This is a genomic window from Lyngbya sp. CCAP 1446/10 (assembly GCF_026130175.1).
Lineage (GTDB): Bacteria > Cyanobacteriota > Cyanobacteriia > Cyanobacteriales > Microcoleaceae > Microcoleus.
The window spans coordinates 69,908-93,986 of record NZ_JAIGNI010000015.1 but is presented as its reverse complement, the minus strand read 5'-3'; the positions used below and the strand labels follow the sequence as shown (position 1 = coordinate 93,986).

The following is a 24,079-nucleotide window of genomic DNA, read 5'->3' as shown; positions in this document are numbered from 1 at the left end:
CAGCTAGTTAACTTGAAATCTTTGCTTAAACAACCTCGTTCTCCTAAGAAGAAAAAACCGGACTTGATTGTAGACCCACTGCATCGTCATGTATCTACAGCTCGACTTTTGAAGCAAGCTCAGCAAAAACCTTGACAGGGCTAGCATTGCGCACCCTACTGAAGAAAATAACTGTCATCGAAAAATGATTATTTCGATGCAGCGAAAATGATCTAACTAATGACTAATGACTAATGACTGATGACTGATGACTGATGACTGATGACTATCAATTTACCTTGACAGGCGAAGTATTTAGATTAGGATTTTTAACTCTTTTTAAAAGTTCTTGTCGGGCTTGTTCGGGATTTTGCCCTTTGGGTACTTGATATAATAATCTACAGGAACCATCTTGAGGATTAGCTGCACAAATAATTATTTGACCGCTAGGAGATGCACCTGCTGTGACAATATTATCCCAGTTTCCTTGGGGTTGCGAGTTGTTGAGAATTCCAGAGACTCGTGTACACCGAGTAATGGCGTCTTCTCCTGATTCATTGAAATAGTTGTCAGCCACCCACAGAATAACGGGAATATTTTTTCCTTGTTGGACGGCAATTGTGGCCGGGCGACCACCAGCAGCGCCACAGAAGAATGACGTTGTTTGGGCAAAGGCGGGACTGTTTGCTAAAATCGGAGCTGCTAGGGCAATAATTGACGCGCTAAAAGCTGACTTTAAGAGCCGAAATTTCATGGGCAGTGATAAGTTTTTTAATTTAAGGTTACTAATACTCTAAAAAGTTACGCTGCTGGTTGCCGGGAAGATTAGGCATTTAGGGAAAAAAATAAAATTTATTCTGTAAAGTTTGGCCATCGCACATACTGACCTTATCTTCGCCTAAACTCACGGAAAATCCCTCGCTGACAAACGCTGGGGCAAAAAATACGTGCAGCCACAAAGGGCGCAGGCGCGAGGGTATAGGGTAAAGGTAAGGTTTTTAGCCGTTTTTGGCGATCGCCTTGCCATTCCTGAGCCCGCCCCCCTAAATTGGAACCTGTGTTAGCATCATTAAAAATCTTCTCTTTAATAATCAACAATGGGCAATGTTCTGGTGCTGAATGCCTCCTACGAACCGCTCAACATCACCAATTGGCGAAGGGCGGTAGTTTTGTTGCTGAAAGGAAAAGCAGAACAGGTAGAACATAACGGGAAATTTATTGCGCCAAACTTCCCGCTACCAACTGTGATTCGACTGCGGCATTACGTCCGAGTTCCCTATAAGGATATTCCGCTGACTCGCCGGAACATCTTGCACCGGGACGGGCACTCTTGTCAATACTGTGGCTATAGCGGGGACGATTTGACGCTGGATCACGTGATTCCTCGATCGCGCGGGGGAGGTGAAAGTTGGGAAAACCTTGCTACAGCGTGCGTGCGCTGCAATGTCAATAAAGGCAGTCGCACCCCGAAAGAAGCGGGAATGGTGCTGCGCTATCCGCCGAGGAAACCTCACAGTGGTCTTTATTTTGAAGTGACTAGACACGTTAAGAGTGGTATGCACCAAGAATGGCAAAAATATGTAATCGGCCTTTGAAACCCCTGTCGCAAGCAAGCGCGGGGGTTTTTTGCGGAAGTTTTGAATTGTGTGGCGCCATCAGTGTGTCCGCCCGATAGTTTTGAGTTAAAAAGTTAAATAGTTAAGAGAGAATTTAAGCTCTTAACTCCGGTTTCTCTTAAGAAATATTCGGTTTGACAACGCGGCATCTACAAAGAAACCGGGTTTAAGAGCTTTTGGCGCGCCAGTCCAGACAAAGTTAAATTGCTAATTTCTAACAATGAAAGACCACCCCCCTACCAATTCTGATGAAATATCTGGCAATAATCTCGAAGCTGAGGTTAACTCCAGCAGCGAGGTTGTACCCGCAGTGAGTGTACCTGGAAAACGGCGCGGCAAAGCCGAAGTTGTTTCCGAAGAGAATCGCGACAGTCTGCGCGGGGAATTGCACGATCGCAAAGTCGAGCAATTGCGCCAAATGTTCGATCGGCACAGAGGCAATCGCCAGTTAATATTATTGCAAGATTTTCCAGACCCAGACGCACTTTCCAGCGCTTGGGCTTACAAATTAATCGCCGAAAAGTACGATATCCAATGCGAGATGATCTACGCCGGCGCCCTCAGCCACCAAGAAAATATTGCCTTAGTTAAATTAACTGGTTTACCGTTACAGCGCTGGACGCTGGAAACGGCAAAAGCTAAGGATTTATCGGCTTATCAGGGCTGCGTTTTTATCGACAACCAAGGCACGACTTGTAACTTAACCGAGTTTATTTTAGGGGCAGGAATTCCGATCGCCGCCGTGATCGACCACCACAATTTGCAGGGAGAAATAAACGCAGAATTTACGGATTTGCGCCCTCAAATCCGCGCTACAGCCACGATTTTTACGGAGTATTTGCAGGCTGGACTGCTAACTCTCGACAGCGGTATTAGCCAGCACGTCAAATGCGCTACAGCTTTGATGCACGGTTTGCGATCGGATACCAACGCCCTCAGACAAGCTCAGGAGGAGGATTTTTTAGCTGCGGCTTATTTGAGCCGATTTTATGACTCACAGTTGTTGAATGCGGTGTTACAGTCCTCTCGGTCTAAATGGGTGATGGATGCGATCGAGCGAGCGCTCAAACACCGCATCGTCCAGAACAATTTCTCGATCGCGGGCATCGGCTACCTCCGTTATGACGATCGGGATTCCATTCCCCAAGCAGCGGACTTTCTAGTAACAGAAGAGAACGTACACACAGCAGTTGTCTACGCCATTGTACACGACAAAGACGAAGAACTTGAAGTAGTAATTGGCTCGCTGCGAACGAATAAACTTACTCTCGACCCCGACGAATTTATTAAAGAAGCCTTCGGTCAAGATGCTCAAGGACGCTTTTTTGGTGGAGGCAGAAGTCAAGCTGGAGGTTTTGAGATTCCGGTGGGATTTCTGTCTGGCAGGAATGATAACAGCGACTATGCAAGGCACAAATGGGAAGTATTCGATGCTCAGATCAAGCAAAAGTTGCTGAATTTAATTAGTCCTAAAGATAATCCTATTTACGATCATTAATTATGGAGTTTGTCGGTAGAGTCTTGATTTGAGCAACAGCCTGGGAATGCCGAGCAATCTGTCGCTGTGAGGTTCGATCGCATTTTTTACTCGTCTCGCAAACATCTCAACTTTAGAATCTTATTTGGTTCGTAGTGATGACTTTAGTCCTTATATGAGGACTTTAGTCCTCACTACGAACCTTTTTTGTTACCAGTAATTGACCGGATATAATACAATACGGTTTAATTAAGGTTTTTTTGTCCGAATATAAGGTACTCGTGAAGCAATCGCAGTGTCTGTTTTTCACATCGTTTTACCGCCAAGACAGTCTTAAATGAACCGTATTGAAATATACAATTAGCTATTTCCGAGACCAAACCACATAAATTCCTGGGAATATAACATAAAGATGATTTTTTGGCTTGAGCGTTCCTGAACAAGAAAACAACTTTTTAGTTTTATTGTTAAAGTCAAAAAAAACGTTGCTACGAATTAAAACAAATTATTATATTTATTTGTCGCGGGCTAGAATAGTATAAAATAGCTTCACAGAACAAGGAACACGGAGATGTCTACAAAACAGGATTTCTCTTGGTCGTTAGAGAAAATTCTAGAAAAACTTTCAGAAATTGCAATTCAAATCAACGAGTTCGGGGATCTGGAGAGCATTTTGCAATGTGCGGTAGCAGAAACCAGGGTGTTGCTGCAAACCGATCGCGTAATTATTTATCGCTTCTTACCGCATGGAGATAGTGTAGTATTGGCTGAATCCGTTGGTGGCGAGTGGCCGCCCATCCTGGGACAACTGATTTATGACCCTTGCTTTGAAACAACCTGGGTAAAGCGTTACAGCCAGGGACAAACCAGCAGCATTGCTGATATTAACAGCGGTCATATTCCAGCTTGTCATGTCGAATTGCTCGATCGCCTCCAAGTGCAGGCTAACTTAGTTGTACCAATTTTGCTAGATGGCAAACAGCAGCAATCTCCGAAGCTGTGGGGACTGTTGATTGCTCATCAATGCCGAAGTCCGCGTCAGTGGGAACCTCTCGACATTCAGATCCTGCAACACGTTGCAGTGCAGATCAGCTTGAGGATACGGCAACTGGAATCTCACCACCCGGTGCTGCCACCAAATCAACCGCCACAACTCGAAACAGCACCGGATCAAACTGCCACCAATATAGAAAAAGTCTACCATCAAAATAGCCTGGAACCAGACAGTGCCTGTTCCCTGATCAGCGATATTGTCAACATCAACGCCTTTGATTTGTTGCAATACCCGCTCTGGATATTTGATATTGAGCATTGGCAAATGCGGTGGGCAAACCAAGCATCCTTGTATTTGTGGAATGCTGCGACGCCGCAAGAACTCACGAGCCGCAACTTTAGCGATGTGTCGGAGTCTACTCGGATTCGCTTGCAGAGCTATCTGCAACAGTTTGAGCAAGGCAAAACCTTGTCCGAGCGGTGGACGTTTTACCCGGCCGGTGAGCCTGTTTTTGTCGGCTGTCGGTGCTCTGGCATTAGAATTGACGGCGGGCGTTTGGCAATGCTGGTGGAGGGTACGATCGAAACCGTCGATCGCATTGAGCCGGAAACCCTGCGATCGATCGAAGCACTCCGCCACACCACGCTGATGGTTGCGCTGTACAGCCTAGAAGGCTTGCTGCTGCTGCAAAACCCGGCGGCCTTGCGCTGTTATGGAAAGACAGACAATGCTTTTGTGAGCCGCTTTGTGGACGATCGGGTAGGAGAGCGAGCAATGGCAATTCTCAAGTCCGGTAAGGTCTTTACTGCTGAGACTCAAGTCATTACTCTGGCGGGAATTCGGTGGCACGAGATGGACGTGCGATGTACCAACGACCCGGTAACAGGCAACCCGATGTTGCTCGTGAACGAAAAGGACATTACCGACCGCAAGCAGACGGAAACAGCCCTGCAACAGAGTGAAACCCGGTTGTCAGAAGCCCAGCGGGTTGCCCACATCGGTAACTGGGAATGGGACGTAATTACAGATAAAATTACCTGGTCTGCCCAACTATTCGAGATTGTGGGACGCAACAGGGCCCTGGGCGAACCTACCTATGAAGAAAATATGCGGCTTTACCATCCCGAAAGTGCCGAACAGCTACACCAGGTAGTTCTACGATCCCTCAGTCACGGAGAACCCTATCGATTGCGGCTCAGAGTCTTGGGCGTCAATGCTTCGCTCCGCTATATCGAAGCCAGGGGACAGGCCGAACTCAATGCAGAGGGACAAGTCATTCGGTTGTTTGGCACATCCCAAGACATTACGGATATTGTCCAGGCAGAAACAGAACTCAAAGAAATGAGTAGAGCTCTTGCTAATGCGGTGGAGGGCATCTCGCGGCTGGATATTTTCGGACGGTATATCACCGTTAATCAAGCCTATGCGAATATAGCAGGTTATCAGCCTGAAGAAATGGTTGGTATGAATTGGCAGAAAACAGTTCATCCCGAAGACTGCGACACGATGATGGTCGCTTATCAAAAAATGCTAGCCTGCGGCCGAGTGGAGGTTGAGGCCCGTGGTATCAGGAAAGATGGTTCGATTTTTTACAAGCAGGTGGTGATGTTGGCGGCCTACGACTCGCAGGAGCGATCGATCGGGCATCACTGTTTTATGAAGGATATCACCGCTCGCAAACAAGCAGAAGCAGCATTAAAAAAAGAGTTCGAGCGTCTGGGTATAGTGATTGCCACCCAACAGGAAATCGCCCTTCGTAATCCTAACCTGGATGCCGTGATGGCGGTGATTACCGATCGAACTCAAAAATTGATCGGTGCCGATGGGGCCGTGATTGCAATGCTGGAAGGGGATGAAATGGTGTATCGGGCAGCCAGCGGTATCGCCACCGCCTATCTTGGATTACGGATCAAAGTAGGGACAAGTTTATCGGGAAAATGTATTGCGACCGGCCAAATCATGATTTGCGAGGATTCAGAAACCGATGCACGGGTGGATCTGGCGGCCTGTCAGCGCATTGGTCTCCGGTCACTGGTGGTTGTTCCCTTGTTCTATCAGGACGATCGGGTTGGCGTCTTAAAAGTCGTTTCAGCTACACCCTTTGCCTTTACAGAGTCAGATATCCAAACTTTACAACTAATGGCGGGGTTTATGGCCGGGAGCCTGCATCTGGCTTCGGAGTTTGAGGCTAAAAACAGTCTCCTGAGTCAATTGCAGGAAAGCGATGAACGGTATTGTTCTGTGATTACTACAATGACCGAAGGTGTCGTACTTCAGCTAGCAAACGGACAAATTACTACCTGTAATGCTAGTGCTGAAAGGATTCTCGGGCTGACACCAGACCAAATGATGGGGCGTACATCCATAGATTTAGACTGGCGCACCATTGGCGAGGATGGCGAACCGTTTCCGCGGGAACAGCATCCGGCAATAATCACCCTACGCACGGGAGAAGCGCGATCGAATGTGGTGATGGGCATTCACAAATCGGATCAAACCCTGACTTGGATTTCGATTAATTCTCAACCACTGTTCCATCTCAATCAATCTCAACCCTATGGAGTAGTGACCACTTTCGCTGATATTACAGAACGCCAGGAGGCCGAGGAGATTCTGAAAAACCGGGCGGAACAAGAAAGATTAATGGCTATGACAGATGGGTTAACCCAAGTAGCAAACCGCCGCTGTTTTGATCAGCGATTGCAGTCGGAATGGCACCGACTGATGCAGGGCAAACAACAGCTTTCATTGATTATGTTGGATGTGGATTATTTTAAGCGATATAACGATCGCTACGGACATCAAGCTGGGGATATTTGTTTGGTGGAAGTGGCGAAAGCTGCGGCGGCTGCGGTTAGACGTTCGACGGATTTGTTTGTGCGCTATGGGGGCGAAGAATTTGCTGCTATTCTGCCAAATACGGATGCTGCTGGGGCGATCGCAGTTGCTGAGTCGATCCGAGATGCCATCGGAGATTTGGCCATCCCTCACGAGCAATCTGATGTGAGTGCGATCCTGACTGTGAGTATGGGAATTGCTAGCATGGTTCCCTGCTGTGGCAAATCCCCGGATGAATTGATCGCCGCAGCCGATCGAGCATTGTATGATGCGAAACGACAAGGGCGCGATCGCTACGCCTATGGCGCGTACCAGATGACAGTGCTAGATGTCAATCCAGTTGTAGAATAGGCAAAAGATGTCGATCGCGCTAAACTTCACCCATCGCGTGCGTAAGCCGGGGCGTAGCCATCGCAAAGCTATCAAAAGGACAGCGAGAGTGCATTTATATTTGATCCGTCACGGTATCGCAGCCGAACCAGAAGAATACGAAACAGACTCAGAACGCCCGCTGACTAAAGAGGGCGATCGTAAAACCCGAAAAATCGCCCAGCGGCTGTACGAGCTCGAAATTCAGTTCGATCTGATGCTCTCTAGTCCCCTACTGCGCGCCTCGCAAACCGCGCAAATCCTGCTTTCAGTCGGTCTAAGTTCCAAAATAGAAGAATCCGCCGCCCTCGCACCTTCAGGAGACATCGGGGACTGGCTGAGGTGGTACAAGCAGTGGCAGGAAACAGGCAACCGCAGCTTAGTCTTGGTGGGCCACCAACCAGATTTGGGCAATTGGGCAGAAACTTTGCTTTGGGGGCGATCGCACGATACGCTGATCCTCAAAAAAGCAGGTATCATCGGCTTAATCCTCCCCGAAACAGGCTCCCCAGTCGGCCGCAGCCAAATGTTCTGGCTCACAGGGCCTAAGTTTTTGCTTTGTTAGAAACAGCGAATCGGCGCGATAATCACAGGGCGCGCCAGCCCTGTTTGACCGGCATTCTCCGACTCCGCAACAGGGTGTGAGGAACTAAAATATCTAACGGTGCGATCGCAAACTCTGTGGAAAAATCTCGTTTCTGAGCATCCTTGCGCCTGAGTCGCGAGTAAATGATTATTTGTCAAGACGGTGACACTATCTTGCTTTCTGGTAATGTAATTTGATTAGATTCAATCACACAATACGGTATCGCAATGGTCGTCGGCGAATTCAAACCAGGTTTAGAAGGTGTTCCCGCCACCTTGTCCAGTATTAGTTATGTAGATGGACAAAAAGGGGTGCTAGAATATCGCGGGATTAGCATTGAGGAACTAGCTCTCAAAAGTTCCTTTGTGGAAACTTCGTATTTATTAATCTGGGGCGTACTTCCGACAAAGGAAGAACTAGAAGCTTTCGAGCATGAAATTCGCTATCACCGCCGGATCAAATATCGCATCCGGGATATGATGAAATGCTTTCCCGAAAGAGGACATCCAATGGACGCGCTGCAAGCTTCAGCAGCGGCCTTGGGCTTATTCTACTCGCGCCGAGCTTTGGCCAACCCAGCATACATTCGAGAAGCTGTAGTGCGGCTGCTAGCCAAAATTCCGACAATGGTGGCGGCGTTCCAGCAAATGCGGCGGGGAAATGATCCGGTGCGGCCGAGGGATGATTTGAACTACTCGGCTAACTTTCTTTATATGCTAAACGAGCGAGAACCAGATCCGCTGTTAGCTAACATTTTTGACGTTTGTCTGACTCTGCACGCCGAACATACAATCAATGCTTCTACATTTTCGGCAATGGTAACAGCTTCGACTCTGACAGATCCTTACGGGGTGATTGCTTCAGCAGTTGGCACTTTGGCGGGGCCTCTGCACGGGGGAGCGAATGAAGAAGTGATTGAGATGTTGGAGCAAATTGGTTCGGTAGAAAACGTGCGGCCTTTTGTGGAGAAGTGCGTTGCAAATAAGGACAAAATCATGGGATTCGGACACCGAGTTTATAAGGTGAAAGATCCGAGAGCAACTATTCTTCAAGGGTTAGCAGAACAGTTGTTTGAAAACTTCGGACACGACGATTATTACGACATTGCTGTCAAGTTGGAAGAAGTGGTTGAGGAGAAATTGGGGCAGAAAGGAATTTATGCTAATGTAGATTTCTATTCGGGTCTGGTTTACCGGAAAATGGGAATTCCGATCGATTTGTTTACGCCGGTTTTTGCGATCGCCCGGGTTGCCGGTTGGCTAGCTCACTGGAAGGAACAGCTAGAGACAAACCGCATTTACCGCCCGACTCAAATCTATACGGGTACTCACGGTGAGCCTTATATTGCGATCGAGGACAGGCCCCAATCTTAACCTCAAAGCTGTAGCCGTAGGGTGCGTCGCCATGAGATTGTCGCTGTTGATGAAGGATTGTCGATGGCGACACACCCAAGGGCTTAACTTTGAGAAGATCAATTTTTGGGGCGATCGCCAAAATTAAGAATTGAGAAGCGATCGTAGTATAATAGATCATTGGATCGGACAAATATGATATTTTAGTTGAGCAAATGTACTTTACTGCCGCTCAACTTAGCCGTTAGCTACACAAAATATAGTGCATCCTAAATTGAGTCAAATGAGAGATAATGTTTATAGTTTATAAGACGGGCAAGGGTAAAAATCGTTGAATCGGCAATCATTTATTGAACCCAAAAACGATATTATTAGCCTTCAAAGTGCGTTTCTCAGATCTAAGTCATTAGAAAGCAGGAAGACTTTAGGGCAGTTCTTCACCGGGTCGGTTGTGTCAGATTACATGGCATCTCTGGTCGTCAAACCCAAAAGTAATACTGTTCGCATTCTGGACGCTGGCGCAGGAACTGGTATATTAACTGCCTCTACTGCTTTGCATTGCTTAGGTATGGGTTGTAGGACTGTTCATGCTGTACTATATGAACTTGACTGTGAAGCCGTTGTTAGCCTTGAACAAACACTGAAGATTGTTCAGAACAAGTTTTGTAAACAGCTAGGAACCTTCACTTATGAAATTTGTTGTGAAGACTTTGTACTTGCTAGACCAGATAAGAAAGAAAATATTCAGCCATTTGATATATCAGTAATCAACCCGCCATACTTTAAATACAGTGCGAAAGATTCACCTTATGCTAAAGCGGTAGCCGATTTGTATCACGGCGATCCAAATATATATGCTTCATTCATGGCAGTTGTAATGGCTTCCATGAAGGCTGGTGGGCAAATGGTCACAATAACACCTCGCAGCTTCACAAATGGACTATATTTCAAAGGTTTCCGTGAATACTTACTGACTGAATCAGCACTAAGCTTGATTCATATTTTCAAACACCGAGACAAGGTGTTTAATAATGATGACTCATCGGTGCTTCAAGAAAATATTATTTGTTACCTCGTTAAAGGTAGTAATACAAACACTATAACAGTTAGGTCGAGTGACTGTGATATCAGCATCAACCATGCTGATGAAAAACAATATCCAGTTCATTTAATCGTCGATTCTTCAAACAATCAACGATTAATTAGAATTCCTGAATCGGCTTGTGCTGCTGTCATTTTGCAGAAAGCTGAAACTTTCAAAACTACTTTTGAAGATGCAGGATATTTTATTTCGACTGGTCGTGTGGTCGAACATCGCACCCGTCAATATATCACCAAAGAAACTAGGACAAAAAATACAGTTCCGCTATACCGTCCACACAATGTGACACCATTAACTGCAACTTGGACGGGTAACCATAGGAAAGACGTATCCTTCAGCCTTAATGAAGACCATGACAAACATATGATTAAAAATGGTACTTATGTGTTGCTAAAGCGTTTTTCATCCAAAGACGAAAAAAAGCGATTGGTCGCTAGTGTTCACCTTGCCAAGATGCACTATTGCGAATGGATTGGTTTTGGCAACAAGACAAATTATATCGGTGTATTAGGTGGTGAATTATCTACTATTGAAGCCTATGGTCTTGCGGCTGTTCTTAATTCATCATTCATGGACAAGTATTTTAGGTGTATTTCGGGAAATACTCAAGTTAATGCTACTGAAATTAGGGTGATGAAATTTCCATCCCGTGACCAAGTGAAAGAAATTGGTGAGCAAGCACAAAAGCTGATGCTTTTTGAAACGGCTAAAATTGATTTAATCGTGAACCCAGTTCTTGGTGTAGTGGATTTAATATAAGGGGTAGAAATTGCGATTTATGGTACAACAACAAGAAAAACTTAATGAAGCGAAAGCATTATTGACCGCCTTGGGGCTGCCAAAAGCACAGTGTAATGATCGATCAGCATGGGTCTTTTTGGCGTTAGCTAACATAAAACCTTCAGATAACTGGAGTTCATCAACAGCAAAGCTTTTGCCAACCGTGACCATCATGGAATTCATCCGTAATGAATATGGAAAGGACTATAAGCCGAACAGTCGCGAAACTATTAGACGGCAAACACTTCATCAATTCGAGCAAGCCCGTATTGTTGATCGAAACCGAGACGACCCTACACGAGCAACCAATAGCAAAGACAATAACTATTCATTGAATCGGTCAATATTGGAAATTCTGGCGGAATACCCGAACGGCGGCTGGTTGGGAAAAGTTCAAGATTACAAAGACGCGGTGCCCGAATTGAAGGCACAATATGAACGCGCTCTTGATATGCACAAAATTCCAATTAGCTTACCAAATGGCGAAACTATCACGTTGTCACCTGGTAAGCATAATCAGCTTCACGCTGACATTGTTCACGAATTCTGTTCGCGCTTCATCGGTTCTGGCGGTCGATTGTTATACATTGGTGACACCGCCAGCAGTCGAAAAGAAGGCGGAAAGCTGATGTTCCGAGAAGCCGAATATCTGGAATCTCTAGGTGTAACCCCAATGTCACATGACAAATTGCCAGATATTGTAGTGTATGACGAAGATCGGGAATGGCTATTTTTGATTGAAGCAGTTACCAGTCATGGTCCTATATCCCCAAAGCGTTGGATTGAACTTGAGGAAACCTTCAAAGATTGTAAGGTAGGTCTTGTTTACGTGACAGCGTTTCCAGACCGTGCTGAATTTCGCAAGAATGCGGCTGATATTGCATGGGAAACTGAAGTGTGGATTGCAGATAACCCTGATCATCTAGTTCATTTTAATGGTGAGCGTTTCCTCGGTCCTCATGGTAAAAGTATCTAACAAGCGCTTGCACGCAAAAAGGTGACACACGCTATATCATTGCCGTTCGTTGAAGCGTAAGCCGTTAGACCGTTGGAGATCGCATCGTTGAGATTATTTATTTCTATTCGAGATTAGGCAAGCAAAAATAGTTAATTTAGTTGCTAGGTTTCGAGAGATAATTGCCGATCGCACTCCAAAACACATCAAAGCATTTGAGAATATTTGTTGTTGGGTGAGATAGCGATCGCCTTTAGCAAACTTGAGAAGATGATTGTTGTGGCGAGCGCATAAACTTTGAGTGAAAATTTGCGATAATATACTAATTTAGAGGAAATATGAAACTAGAAAAGCGATCGCTACTACCAATCGGGTTTTTTCTGCTTTACACATTTTCCATAACATGGTTTTGTTGGTCAATTATTATCATCTGGAATAGATATTTTAATACGCTTTGGTATGGTGAACCTCTATCTTGGATACCATACACAATCGGTGGTTTAGGGCCAGCCATTAGTTCTTATCTAATTCATCGATAATGAAGAGAGCATCTTTATTTCTGCCCTCTAAAATACAATTTCTCAGGTCTATTAATTCCTGTATCATTGCTCTTGACCTCAATATTTCTAGGAATTTCGTAAGGTGCGCCGCAGCGAACCCTACGCGCGACATTACTGGCCCTCTAGTAATGTTTTTTAACTGTCTACGTTCCAATCTTCACCCCCAGGCAACTGCGACAAATATTCATCGATCGCATCCTCGAATTCTCCTCTAGCATAAGTGTATGTCAGGGACAGTAGCTGATTTGCGATCGCAACCATTTGCTCTCTGTCCACTCTCTTAGCAAGTTGAGCGCGGCTTAACCTTCCTTCCAACACTTCCCTGCTAGCCTCACGAATTGCGGCTTCTAGCTCATCCTCTATGAAAAGCTCCCACTCATCGGCATTGATATAGTAAGATGTTTTATTATCTTTGAGATTTAGCTTTTTAATACCTCGAACAGAATTAGCAATAGAAGCAGCCCAAGAGTTTGTTAAACGCTGTTCTACTTGGTTTTTAATGAGGTGGATTAACAGAATTAGTAAAAAAGACCCGATATTCCGCAGAGTTGCCTGTTTGCTCATGCCCTCTAATTCATCGACAATGAAGAGAGCATCTTCATTTCTGCCCTCTAAAATACAATTTCTCAGGTCTATTAATTCCTGTACCATTGATTTTCCTCTCAACATTTCTAGGAATTTTGTAAGGTGCACGGCGAGGCGCACCTTACGCGCTCTTATCTTGAGTCCGCGGAGGCGGACATTGTTTGTGTAGACGCGGTTTCAACCGCCGAGTCTAAATGGATTCAGTTACACAGATTGAGTTACATGATGGCGGCTAGTCAACTTATCCAATTGATTCACCAACAAACTCAGGAACAATCCCACATCGGTGACAACTCCCGTAGATTCGATCGACCCCCGATCGCTCAATTTAGTCACCACAGCCGGATTAATGTCCACACAGACCATCTTCACACCCGCCGGTGTCATATTTCCCACACCGATCGAGTGCAGCATAGACGACAGCATTAACACCATATCCGCGCCCCGTAACAGCTCAGTATACTCTTCTTGAGCCTTCACCATATCCATTTGCGTGTCAGGAAGTGGCCCATCATCGCGGATCGAACCAGCCAGCGAAAACGGTATATTGTGCTTCACACATTCGTACATCACACCGCTGGTAATTACGCCTGCTTCAACGACTTTAGCAATACTTCCATAACGCCGCGTGGTGTTAATCATTTTCAAGTGGTGGCGGTGTCCTCCGCGCACAGCAACGCCGCGTTTCATGTCAACTCCCAAAGAGGTTCCCATGCTCGCTTGTTCCATGTCGTGAACCGCGATCGCATTTCCACCCAACAATGCTTGCACATAACCTTCGCGAATCAAATGCGCCAAATGTTCGCCGCCGCCGGTGTGGATCACAACAGGCCCCGCCGTAACTACAACTTTGCCACCCCGATCGCGAATTTGGCGCAATTCCCACGCTACTTGTTCCACTACCAACTCTACGCGGCGCTCACTAGAAACGCTACCCGACATAAAGCTAAACTCTTGAGAATTACGCTGTTCCCGCGATTCTGTTTTGCGGATAGTGCGGATGCCGACAACATCCACAACGACTTTTTCACCTATTTTCAAATCGCGCAATAATTTGCACGTAGCCACCGGGCCTTCTGCGGTTTCAGTAATCGCAACTGCACCGTCCATCCGCTGATTTCGCGCTCTCACCCACTGACCGTTTACCCGCACTTCCGTGGGATAAATTGTACTAACATAAAAGTCATCCGGGCCGACTCCATCCTGCACAACATCTTCTAAAATAGCGTCGCAAATATCTTCCGGTGGTGGAACTGCACCCAAATCAATCAGCAGTCCCATGATTTCTTCCATCACATCGTGGGAAGGTGCCGAAACTTTAACATCCGCAGATGATGTGCTTTGGCGCTGCTCTCCTAAATTGAAATTCAGCACTTGGAAACTGCCGCCGTTTTCGATAATTAAGTCTAAAGCGCGACTGATTAAACCCGCATCTAGCAAGTGGCCTGCCATGCGGATTGTGCGGCTTTCTACCATCACGTTTGCCGATCGATCTTCTTGCACCGGTTCATTCACCCGCAGCGTCAAACACTTACAAGCACCGCCGGCTTTCAAAAATTCGCTCATCGGCGTTTCAATGACTTTGAAACCCGCTTCAGTGATGCGCGTTTTCAAGCCTTCGCTGACCTTGTTCATTACCACAACTTTGTCAATATTGACAGCATTGCAAGCAAAGTTCGCGGCATCTGCTTCTTCAATGGCGATGCGTTTTTCCGGCGCAACTCGCATTTCAATTAAGCGGTTCGAGTAGGAGTCAAATGCTGCTGGATAGTAGAGCAAATAGCCACCTGTGAGCGGACAAAAACAGGTGTCTAAGTGATAGAAACGTTCGTCAACTAAACGCAGCGACAGCACTTCTATGTTCAGCCAGTTTGCTAGTAATGGGTGCGAGTCTAGTTCGGAACGGAAGCCGTATCCAGCCCACAGCCAGCGTCCTTCGCGATCGAGCAAAGCATCACCTGCGCCCTCAAACGGCAAGTCCTTCGGGAGTTCGTGCACGGTGAAACCTTTGCTTTCAAACCATGCTTTGAAATAGGGTTCTTCGCCTTGGCGTTCTTTGTGATAGAAACGACTGAGGACGAAAGTATTGCCTAAAAGCAAGCCTGCGTTGGCGGTGAAAACCATATCCGGCCAGCCTTTTTCGGGCGGCACGAGATCTACAATGGCGTTGTCTTTCAGGACGTGGTAGAGTTTATCCCACTGTTCGACGGCTCGCTCGCGCGATGATTTGTGGACGTTTCCCTCCATCCAAGGGTTAATTACATAATCGACATCGTAGTGGTCGGGAGCGCACATCAGGAAGCGTATTGAGTCAGTCATAAGTCAGTTAAAATGTAGTAGATGCTACAGACGCGAGTTGAGATAATATGTATGAAATCAACTGTCAAATTCACTCCCCAGAGAAAGAGTGAAACGTCTAGCAGCGAAAAAAGTAGCTTTTAATTCTATCACGATTAAGATAAGATTAAACTAGACCACAGATGGTTCCAATGAAATATCGGATCAAATGTCAGGGTTTGATATTATTTGCCGTCAATTAACCTTAATAAAAGGTTTTACTTTTCACTTTTTGCGAAATCGGCAGTTCGATCGCAAATTCTGTTCCCCGCCCAACCTCTGAATTACACCGCAACTTACCGCCGTGGGTGTCTTTAACAATTTGGTAACTAATCGACAACCCCAAACCAGTGCCACTGCCGATCGGCTTTGTAGTAAAAAACGGGTCAAACATCCTTGACTGAACTTCGGGAAGGATACCGGGCCCATTGTCAGCAATCCGCACAACAACTTGATTGTCCCTATTTATTTCAGTGCTAATGTGAATCTGAGGATTTTTCTCAAACATTTTTCCAGCATCATTTGTAACTGTTGAAATATTGTTTGCTAATGACGAATGAGTGATGACTAATGACTCTTCCACAGCGTCGATCGCATTCACCAGCAAATTCATAAATACCTGGTTTAATTGAGCCGGATAACACTCGACTTTTGGCAGCTCGCCATAATTTTTAATAACTTGAATTTCCCGACGTTTTGGCTGTGACTGCAATCGGTGCTGCAAAATCACCAAAGTGCTCTCTATCCCTTCATGAATGTCGATTACTTTACACTCTGTTTCATCGAGTCTCGAAAAGTTTCGCAAAGACTGCACAATCTGCTTAATTCGGTTAGCACCTTCTTGCATTGAAGCCATAATTTTTGGGAAATCCTCAGCGATAAAATCTACTTCGACTTCTGTCAATTCTTTGGCAATTTCTGGAAATGGTTCGGGATAATGTTGTTGGTAAAGCTGAATCAATTTTACCAAATCGCCAGCGTACTGTGCGGCTGGAATAATATTACCGTAGATGAAGCTAATCGGGTTATTAATTTCGTGGGCAACTCCCGCTACCATTTGCCCGATACTTGACATTTTTTCGGATTGAATGAGCTGGGCTTGAGCTTTTTTTAATGATGCCAAAGTTTGTTCTAACTGTTCGGCTTTTTCTCGTTCTCGCTGTTCGCTAAATTGCAAAGCTGCTTCTGCTTGTTTGCGATCGCTAATATCAGTGTTCGTGCCCGTCATCCGCAAAAGATTTCCCGAATCATCGCGTTCCATCACTTTAGCTTGAGCTAAAATCCACTTCCACTCGCCGGATTTTGTCAGCATCCGAAATTCCACTTCGTACATCGAACTTTCCCATTGAAAGTGAGCTTGTATCGCTGCTTGAGCCTGTGACAAATCCTCTGGATGTACCAGTTGCTCCCAGGATGCAAAATTATTTTCAACCTCCTCTACTTCATATCCCAGCATCGTCTTCCACCGCGAACTAAAATATACTTCTCCCGTCCTCACATTCCAATCCCACAATCCCATAGCACAGCCTTCAAATGCTAGATAAAAACGCTCTTCGCTAATTTGCAAAGCAGCTTCGGCTTGTTTCCGTTCAGTAATATCCATGACTGTTCCCAACAGTTGGATTACTTCTGGGGTTTCGTTAGAAACAGTTTCTCCCCTGATCTCCACATATCGGATATGACCGCTAGAATGCAAAATTCGCAATTCAATTTTGTAGGGAGTTCCTTCTGAAATAGCGAGGTTGATAGTTTGCTCAAAAACCTCTCTGTCGTCGGGATGATACATCTCCAAAAGTTGCAAGTATGTCGGTTCAGGTGCGGTTGAGTCAAGACCAAAAATGCGGAATACTTCTGCTGACCAAGTAATTTTATTTGTGACGACATCAAATTCCCAACTACCGATATGGGCAATTTTCTGGGCTGCTGCTAGAGTAGCTTCGCTCTGTTGCAGTTTCAGTCGCTGCTGTTTATCTTGTTCGAGAAGATTGGCTTGGGCGATCGCAATTCCCATTTGTGCCGCCACAGTTTTCAATAATCCGATCTCATCTTGCGTCCATTGGCGGTGAGCGTACTGGTGCAAGCACATCATTCCGTTAGCTTTTCCCTGGTAAGAAGTCCGCACTGCTATCATCGACTTCAAACCTATTTCCTCGCACAAACCTATGACATTTTCTAGCAGCGGTTCCACATAAATATCATTACAAACTACAACTTTATCTTGGGACAATACAAACTGAACGTGAGGGTTGCCCTCGATGGGAATTTCTAAATTTGAAAGCGATTTTGATTCAATTCTTGTGTAGTAAGCCACACAAGGAAGGCGGGGACTTGGATCTTCTGTGTAGGTGTGAATCAAGCAAGTATCGGCATTAAAAACTCGACATATTTGGGCTGCTGCTGTTTGAAACACTCGATCCTGCTTTAAGCTGTAACGAATTTCCAGAGTAATTGTTTCTAGCAGAAATCTTTGCTTAATTTGCCGTTCCAAAGCAGCTAAAGCCGTTTTCAGTTCGAGTTCTGCTTGTTTGCGATCGCTAATTTCAGTAGCACTTCCCAGAATTTTCCAAGGTTTACCCTCTGCTGTTCTGGTAAACACGGTATCCATGCTAAAAAACCAGCGATATTCACCGTTTTGGTGCTGAATTCGGTACTCAATCTCAAAGCTTTCACCGTCTTGTGCTGTCTCAATCCGGCTCATGTGTTCTGAGAAAGCTGGCAAATCATCAGGGTGGATTAAGTTAGGCAGAAATGCTGCTCCCATTTGCTGTATTTCTGCCAGGGAATAGCCAAGATCCCTATACAGTTCGCGATTGATATATAAAATCCGCTGTTCCATCACATCGTAAATGTACAAAACATTAGGATTCATTTTAATTACTGCCGACAGCCAGTGCTGACTTTCTCGCAGTTCTGCTTCGACCCGCTTGCGTTCTTCTATTTCTGCTTGCAGCCGCGCATTTTGTGCTACAATTTGCTTAGAAAGACGACTGAGCAGCAGTTGATTTTCGATGCGGCTCACCACTTCTTCTGTTTGAAACGGTTTACTAATGTAGTCTACCGCCCCCAGCGAAAAAGCTTTGACTTTATCAAATACTTCATTTAAAGAGCTGAGAAAAATTACAGGAATATCTTTGGTTTTGGGAGAAGCTTTTAGCTGTTCGCAGACTTGATAGCCATTCATACCGGGCATCATGATGTCCAGCAAAATCAAATCCGGTGGAGTCGATTGAGCAAAGTTAAGAGCCAATTTGCCATCCCGTGTCGGCCGCACTTTATATCCCCGCTTAGACAAAACCTGGGATAAAAGGCGCAAGCTTTCTGGGTGATCATCAACGATTAAAATGTTTTGTGTTAATACATCTTTTTGAGATGCGAGTGTTTTTGTTTCAGCGGATTCTTGATCATATTGATTCATAATAACTCCCCTATCACTATTTTTATTTATCAAATCTTAAATATTAAATCCTACAATTATTTGTACATAAAACTATTAGTTTGTAGCAGCATGAGTATTGGTAGAGGTTAATTTATGGCGCGGATTTGAGCAATACAAGTTTCAATCAGCTCGGCATCCTGTTTTTCGAGGACTGGCGGTCAATGAGCGACTGTATGCGATGCTTTTATCAGCTATGGCAGCATAAATCAGACTCTCAGTATCCCTTTCGCTTGAGGCAGTGGCACTGTCCGATCGCTCGCTAAGATAGATTACCCCTGATATTTGTAATAATTGTATCAAGAATGTCTGCATTTTTAAAATTTGTGGGCATAAAATTATCCCAGGCGATCGAGAAAACAGCCGATATTCCTCAAATCACCGGCTCAGCACGCAACTTTACATTAAACGCCAAACTTTTACAATGTTTAAAGCCCTGTTTTACCTGTATTTATTGGATTGCTCGGACTTGTATTTTTTGCGTAAATATACTGACTCTCTTTCAGCAAATACACAAGCCCTGACAAGCTCTGATCGTATGTGATATGTTGTTTGGGCGGGCTAATTTATGAAACTTTTGCATCAGCCTGTAATTCACCGTAAGCAGCATACACAGCTTTAACATTATACCAATTCAGAAAAATTCGAGCTATTTCTAAAGCTAACTGCGGTTTGCCTTGGTCAATTAGCCACTGCAAAAAAGGAGTCATCGTCCGCTCATTCAGCATCCCGCCCAAAGACAAAACTCCCCACAGTATTTGGTGTAGCCAAGTCATTTGAATCATTAGCTTTACTTCCCAACTTGGGTGTTTTTGATAAAACAAAACTCCCATTCTCCCGCGCTGAATTTCTCGGTCAATCATGCCTGGTATTTGATCTAGGTTAAAAGCTGGATGCCAGTGATAGCCTACAGCCTGCGGACATTTAATCAGTTTTAAACCTAATTTTTTCAACCTGACACCCAATTCTAAATCTTCCCATCCATACAGTTGAAAGCGATTGTCAAACAGTCCAGCTTCCAGCAGCCAGTGGCGGGCGATGGCCACATTTCCTGTAGCAAAATAAGCCGCCGAAAAATCCGTTATTTTGTAAGGTTCCGAGGTGGGATTGTCGAAATTGCAAGTATTAATCACGCTGCCGTAAGTAAAAACCGCATCAGTATCTTTGTAGCCCTGTAGTAAAGCATCTGCGTGTGCTTGTAAAAAATGCTTTGTTACAACTAAATCGCTGTCAATAAAAATAATTGTCTCGCCCTTAGCATTTTCAACGCCTAAATTCCGGGCGGCGGCTGGGCCTTGGTGAGATTGGGCGATCGATCGCACATGGGGTAAAAACTCGGCATCGGTGCTCAACCACTCGATCGTCCCATCCGTCGAGCCGTCATCGACTACAATCACCTCATAATCTGTGACACTACTACCAAACTGCTGATTTTCCAGAGCCAGTAGACATTTTTCCAAAATCGGTTTACGATTGTACGTCGGAATCACAACACTAAAAAACACAACTTTTCCCCATCGCCACAGTTACCGTATCCCACGGTAGCAGATTTTTCGCAGCAACTAGGCCGGGAAATCGCCAACCTTAGCAAAAAAAGAATATCTAAATCTGTACGATTGCTGACAAGAATCGATCTCAATTAGGTGCATAATACAAAGTTGGTTAAATTCCAATACGGTTGGGTTAACAGTGTTTATGGCCCGGAGATCCCCCTAAATCCCCCTTAAGAAGGGGGACTTTGAGAAGAATCTTGTCCCCCCCTTTTTAAGGGGGGCTAGGGGGGATCGGCTCTGGCCCAAGCGTATTAAGTTAAATTCAGGATGTAAATACAAATGAGTCGCGCTAAAAAAGTTGTGCTAGCATATTCGGGCGGAGTCGATACCTCCGTCTGCATTCCTTACTTGATGAAGGAGTGGGGAGTCGAAGAGGTAATTACTCTGGCGGCGGATTTGGGACAGGGAGACGAATTGGAACCAATCCGCAAGAAAGCTTTGGCATCTGGTGCTTCGGAATCGTTGGTAATCGATGCTACCGAGGAATTTGTCAAGGATTATGCGTTTCCAGCAATTCAAGCTAACGCGCTTTACGAAAATCGGTATCCGCTTTCTACGGCGCTAGCCCGCCCGCTGATTGCTAAATTGTTAGTAGAAGCTGCGGAAAAATACGGTGCGGATGCGATCGCCCACGGTTGTACGGGTAAGGGAAACGATCAGGTACGGTTTGATGTGTCGATCGGCGCACTGAATCCCAAGATTAAGATTTTAGCACCGGCGCGGGAGTGGAAAATGAGCCGCGAGGAAACGATCGCCTACGGCGAAAGATGCGGGATTCCGTCGCCGGTGAAGAAGTCTTCGCCTTATAGTATCGATCGCAATTTGTTAGGAATGGCGATCGAAGCCGGCATCCTCGAAGATCCTTGGGCGGAACCGCCGGAAGAGGTGTTTTTGATGACAAAGGCGATCGAGCAAACTCCCAACACACCCGAATACATAGAAATCGGTTTCGAGTGCGGAAAGCCTGTCAGTTTGAACGGCAAAGAATTATCACCAGTCGCCCTGATTACCCAACTCAACGAAATAGCTGGAAATCACGGAGTCGGGCGTATCGACATGATTGAAAACCGCCTAGTCGGGATTAAATCGCGGGAGATTTACGAAACACCAGCGATTTTAGTATTAATGCACGCGCACCGAGACTTAGAAAGTTTGACCTTGACAGCAGATGTCACGCGATACAAGCGCGGCATCGAAGAAACCTACAGCGAAATGATTTACAATGGTCTTTGGTACAACCCTTTAAAAACTGCTTTAGACGCATTTATTCAGGATACTCAAAAGCGAGTAACTGGAACCGTGCGCCTAAAAATGTTCAAAGGAAATGCCACAATTGTCGGCCGCAAATCCGAGTATTCGCTGTACAGTTTCGACTTAGCAACCTACGGCGCTGAGGATGAATTCGACCATAAAGCGGCCGAAGGATTTGTCTACGTTTGGGGACTGCCAACGCGCATTTGGTCGGAGAAGAATAGAGGCTAGAAATTAGCTAAAAATTAGTAGGGTGCGCAGTGCGCACCTTATTTGCTAAAAATAAGAGTCGGCAGATCAGAGTCGGCAGATCAGAGTCGGCAGATCAGAGTCGGCGGTTGAAACCGCGACTACACAAACAATGTCCGCCTCCGCGGACTGAAGATCGGAGTCGGCGGTTGAAACCGCGACTACACAAACAATGTCCGCCTCCGCGGACTGAAGAATTAAATGCTGCGCACCTGATTTAAAGTACGTAGGGTGTGCACTGCGCACCGCATTTGCTAAGGTATAAATAGAATAATTTAAAAATCCCCGCAAATGCCATGACCGCCTCAATATCAAGAGTTATTCAAACAGATATTACGACAACTACATCTCAAGGTAAAACCGCCACTTGGGAAGATTACTTGGCTTATCGCGATGCTCCCAACGATAATGATCACATCGGATTGTGCTTTAATTGCGATCGGCTTTTAGTCATTGATATGGGAAAAGAAGGAATCAATCACGCCATCATCAATAACTTGTTTCCAATGTTATTCGCTATCTGGTTTAGTCAAGTACCAGAACAGATATACAGTTCCCTGGGCGGCTGCTTGCTAGAAAAACCTAAAAAGCAAGCTGCATCACCAGATTTAATGGTTTACGTGGGGAGCGAATACCCAACTTGGCAAACAGGAGAGCGGCGTTACATTAATTTAGAACAGTGGCGAGTTCCTAATTTAGTTGGCGAAATTGCTGACACAACTTTAACAATAGATTTAGATGAGAAAAAATATCTCTATGCCGATTTGGGAATTCCTGAATATTGGGTAGTTGACGTTAAAGGTTTGCGAGTTTTTGCCTTTCAGTTGCAGTCAAACGGCAAGTATCAGGAATGCGAGACTTCTCTAGCACTTTCAGGATTGCCAATTTGTTTGTTGAATCAAACTTTGGAACGCTTAAATGCAGAAACAAATGGCAGTGCAGCCATGTGGTTTGCTCAACAGATTGCTAGCTTAAAAACAGAATGATTGTGGTATAATACGATCGCGGATACTAGAATCATCAAACAATTCATTCTGAAAAAGCAATGATTGCCAATAAAAGCCCAAATTACATCTCCCCAGAAGAATACCTGAAATTAGAAGAACTCAGCCCCATCAAGCATGAGTATATTCGGGGCGAAGTCTACGCAATGGCGGGTGCGAGTGATGCTCATGTGACTGTCGCCGGCAACTTATTTGCACTGTTGAGAAATCATGTTCGGGGTAGTGGCTGCCGTATTTATATGTCAGACATGAAAGCGAGGATTGAATCTAAGAATCTTTACTACTATCCCGACGTGATGGTAAGTTGCGATGAACGGGACAAAGCATTTCAATCTTATAAAAGATATCCTTGTTTAATTGTCGAGGTTTTGTCTGATGGAACTGAAGGATTCGATCGCGGAGATAAGTTTGCTGATTATCAGGAATTAGAAACGCTTCAGGAGTACGTATTAATTAACCAAAAACGGCAGCGAGTGGAGTGTTTTCGGCGCAATGCTGAGGGGTTGTGGGTTTTGCAGTCTTACACGCCCGGAAGCGAAGTTTGCTTAGCTAGTGTTCATTTTCGCACGAGTATGGATGCTATATATGAGGATGTGGTGTTTGCTGGGAATGATGCGGAAATAGAGAATTGAACGAGTGGCTAGCTTGAAAACAGGGCGAGTGCGGTATAATAAAAATGGTGAAGTTTTCGAGCAAAAAAACATAATTGCAAATATGCCAAAATACCTGACAATTGCAGAAGCGCAACAACAACTACCAAAGTGGCCGGATGACTTAGTAGCAGAGCCAGCTATCATCACTAAGGATGGGAAACCGGCAATAATTGCCCTCAGTTTTAAACAATTTGAATCTCTGTTAGAAACAATAGAAATTCTCTCCGATCGCGAATTTATGGCTCAGTTGCGATCTGGTACCGAACAAGCCCAGAATGGAGAAACAATAGTTAAAAGCCGAGTTAAACCTTTGACAGCACTTAAAAATGGAGCCTGTAGAATATCAAGTTATTTTGACTGCACAAGCAGGGTAACTATTTATGAAAAATTCCTAACTTACATATAG

Annotated in this window: 16 protein-coding genes; 11 read left to right on the top strand and 5 right to left on the bottom strand. The window is 45.2% G+C overall.

What is annotated here, in order from left to right; translation table 11 throughout:
• Window positions 1–268: 268 nt before the first annotated feature.
• Window positions 269–733 carry a COP23 domain-containing protein gene (locus K4039_RS09415; protein WP_265234900.1) on the bottom strand — a complete coding sequence of 155 codons (465 nt, stop codon included), beginning with the start codon at window positions 731–733 and terminating at the stop codon, window positions 269–271.
• Between the two features lie 343 nt (window positions 734–1,076).
• Here K4039_RS09415 and K4039_RS09410 point away from each other — a divergent pair, with 343 nt between their 5' ends.
• The 7 genes from K4039_RS09410 (at window position 1,077) to K4039_RS09380 (ending at window position 12,069) form a co-directional block, all read left to right on the top strand.
• Entirely contained in the window at window positions 1,077–1,574 is a 498-nt protein-coding gene (locus K4039_RS09410) for an HNH endonuclease (protein WP_265234899.1), read from the top strand.
• 241 nt (window positions 1,575–1,815) lie between these two features.
• Window positions 1,816–3,093 (top strand): bifunctional oligoribonuclease/PAP phosphatase NrnA, encoded by a 1,278-nt coding sequence (locus K4039_RS09405; protein WP_265234898.1) that lies wholly within the window; start codon window positions 1,816–1,818, stop codon window positions 3,091–3,093.
• Between the two features lie 550 nt (window positions 3,094–3,643).
• Window positions 3,644–7,255: a diguanylate cyclase domain-containing protein gene (locus K4039_RS09400; RefSeq protein WP_265234897.1), complete on the top strand. Its 3,612-nt coding sequence runs from the start codon at window positions 3,644–3,646 to the stop codon at window positions 7,253–7,255.
• Window positions 7,256–7,343: 88 nt separating this feature from the next.
• Window positions 7,344–7,838, top strand: a complete 495-nt coding sequence (gene sixA / locus K4039_RS09395) for a phosphohistidine phosphatase SixA (protein WP_265234901.1) — start codon at window positions 7,344–7,346, stop codon at window positions 7,836–7,838.
• A 248-nt stretch (window positions 7,839–8,086) separates the two neighbouring features.
• Window positions 8,087–9,232, top strand: a complete 1,146-nt coding sequence (locus K4039_RS09390; RefSeq protein ID WP_265234896.1) for a citrate synthase — start codon at window positions 8,087–8,089, stop codon at window positions 9,230–9,232.
• A 310-nt stretch (window positions 9,233–9,542) separates the two neighbouring features.
• On the top strand, window positions 9,543–11,072 hold the full coding sequence (locus K4039_RS09385; RefSeq protein WP_265234895.1) for an Eco57I restriction-modification methylase domain-containing protein: 1,530 nt from the start codon (window positions 9,543–9,545) through the stop codon (window positions 11,070–11,072).
• A gap of 19 nt (window positions 11,073–11,091) precedes the next feature.
• A complete protein-coding gene (locus K4039_RS09380) occupies window positions 11,092–12,069 on the top strand; it encodes a BsuBI/PstI family type II restriction endonuclease (RefSeq protein ID WP_265234894.1) in 978 nt (325 codons plus the stop codon).
• A gap of 674 nt (window positions 12,070–12,743) precedes the next feature.
• Here the strand turns inward: K4039_RS09380 and K4039_RS09375 are convergent.
• The 4 genes from K4039_RS09375 to K4039_RS09360 form a co-directional block, all read right to left on the bottom strand.
• A complete protein-coding gene (locus K4039_RS09375; RefSeq protein WP_265234893.1) occupies window positions 12,744–13,259 on the bottom strand; it encodes a DUF29 family protein in 516 nt (171 codons plus the stop codon).
• Between the two features lie 138 nt (window positions 13,260–13,397).
• Entirely contained in the window at window positions 13,398–15,512 is a 2,115-nt protein-coding gene (locus tag K4039_RS09370; protein WP_265234892.1) for a TIGR00300 family protein, read from the bottom strand.
• Window positions 15,513–15,735: 223 nt separating this feature from the next.
• Complete coding sequence (locus K4039_RS09365; RefSeq protein WP_265234891.1) at window positions 15,736–18,945, bottom strand: PAS domain-containing protein; 3,210 nt, start codon at window positions 18,943–18,945, stop codon at window positions 15,736–15,738.
• A 584-nt stretch (window positions 18,946–19,529) separates the two neighbouring features.
• The gene (locus K4039_RS09360) at window positions 19,530–20,468 is read right to left on the bottom strand and encodes a glycosyltransferase family 2 protein (protein WP_265234890.1); all 939 of its coding nucleotides are present in this window, start codon (window positions 20,466–20,468) and stop codon (window positions 19,530–19,532) included.
• 327 nt (window positions 20,469–20,795) lie between these two features.
• Here K4039_RS09360 and K4039_RS09355 point away from each other — a divergent pair, with 327 nt between their 5' ends.
• The 4 genes from K4039_RS09355 to K4039_RS09340 all read left to right on the top strand — a co-directional run bounded on the left by K4039_RS09355 (window position 20,796) and on the right by K4039_RS09340 (window position 24,079).
• Window positions 20,796–21,998, top strand: coding sequence for an argininosuccinate synthase (locus K4039_RS09355; protein WP_265234889.1), 1,203 nt, complete (start codon window positions 20,796–20,798; stop codon window positions 21,996–21,998).
• A 314-nt stretch (window positions 21,999–22,312) separates the two neighbouring features.
• Window positions 22,313–23,002: a Uma2 family endonuclease gene (locus K4039_RS09350; RefSeq protein ID WP_265234888.1), complete on the top strand. Its 690-nt coding sequence runs from the start codon at window positions 22,313–22,315 to the stop codon at window positions 23,000–23,002.
• Window positions 23,003–23,061: 59 nt separating this feature from the next.
• On the top strand, window positions 23,062–23,652 hold the full coding sequence (locus tag K4039_RS09345; protein WP_265234887.1) for a Uma2 family endonuclease: 591 nt from the start codon (window positions 23,062–23,064) through the stop codon (window positions 23,650–23,652).
• A 4-nt stretch (window positions 23,653–23,656) separates the two neighbouring features.
• Window positions 23,657–24,079 (top strand): type II toxin-antitoxin system Phd/YefM family antitoxin, encoded by a 423-nt coding sequence (locus K4039_RS09340; RefSeq protein ID WP_265234886.1) that lies wholly within the window; start codon window positions 23,657–23,659, stop codon window positions 24,077–24,079.

Bases quoted from the DNA above. Each gene is read 5' to 3' on its own strand.
- K4039_RS09415 (WP_265234900.1), bottom strand. From the start codon at position 733: ATGAAATTTCGGCTCTTAAAGTCAGCTTTTAGCGCGTCAATTATTGCC.
- K4039_RS09410 (WP_265234899.1), top strand. From the start codon at position 1,077: ATGGGCAATGTTCTGGTGCTGAATGCCTCCTACGAACCGCTCAACATC.
- K4039_RS09405 (WP_265234898.1), top strand. From the start codon at position 1,816: ATGAAAGACCACCCCCCTACCAATTCTGATGAAATATCTGGCAATAAT.
- K4039_RS09400 (WP_265234897.1), top strand. From the start codon at position 3,644: ATGTCTACAAAACAGGATTTCTCTTGGTCGTTAGAGAAAATTCTAGAA.
- K4039_RS09390 (WP_265234896.1), top strand. From the start codon at position 8,087: ATGGTCGTCGGCGAATTCAAACCAGGTTTAGAAGGTGTTCCCGCCACC.
- K4039_RS09380 (WP_265234894.1), top strand. From the start codon at position 11,092: ATGGTACAACAACAAGAAAAACTTAATGAAGCGAAAGCATTATTGACC.
- K4039_RS09375 (WP_265234893.1), bottom strand. From the start codon at position 13,259: ATGGTACAGGAATTAATAGACCTGAGAAATTGTATTTTAGAGGGCAGA.
- K4039_RS09370 (WP_265234892.1), bottom strand. From the start codon at position 15,512: ATGACTGACTCAATACGCTTCCTGATGTGCGCTCCCGACCACTACGAT.
- K4039_RS09365 (WP_265234891.1), bottom strand. From the start codon at position 18,945: ATGAATCAATATGATCAAGAATCCGCTGAAACAAAAACACTCGCATCT.
- K4039_RS09355 (WP_265234889.1), top strand. From the start codon at position 20,796: ATGAGTCGCGCTAAAAAAGTTGTGCTAGCATATTCGGGCGGAGTCGAT.
- K4039_RS09350 (WP_265234888.1), top strand. From the start codon at position 22,313: ATGACCGCCTCAATATCAAGAGTTATTCAAACAGATATTACGACAACT.
- K4039_RS09345 (WP_265234887.1), top strand. From the start codon at position 23,062: ATGATTGCCAATAAAAGCCCAAATTACATCTCCCCAGAAGAATACCTG.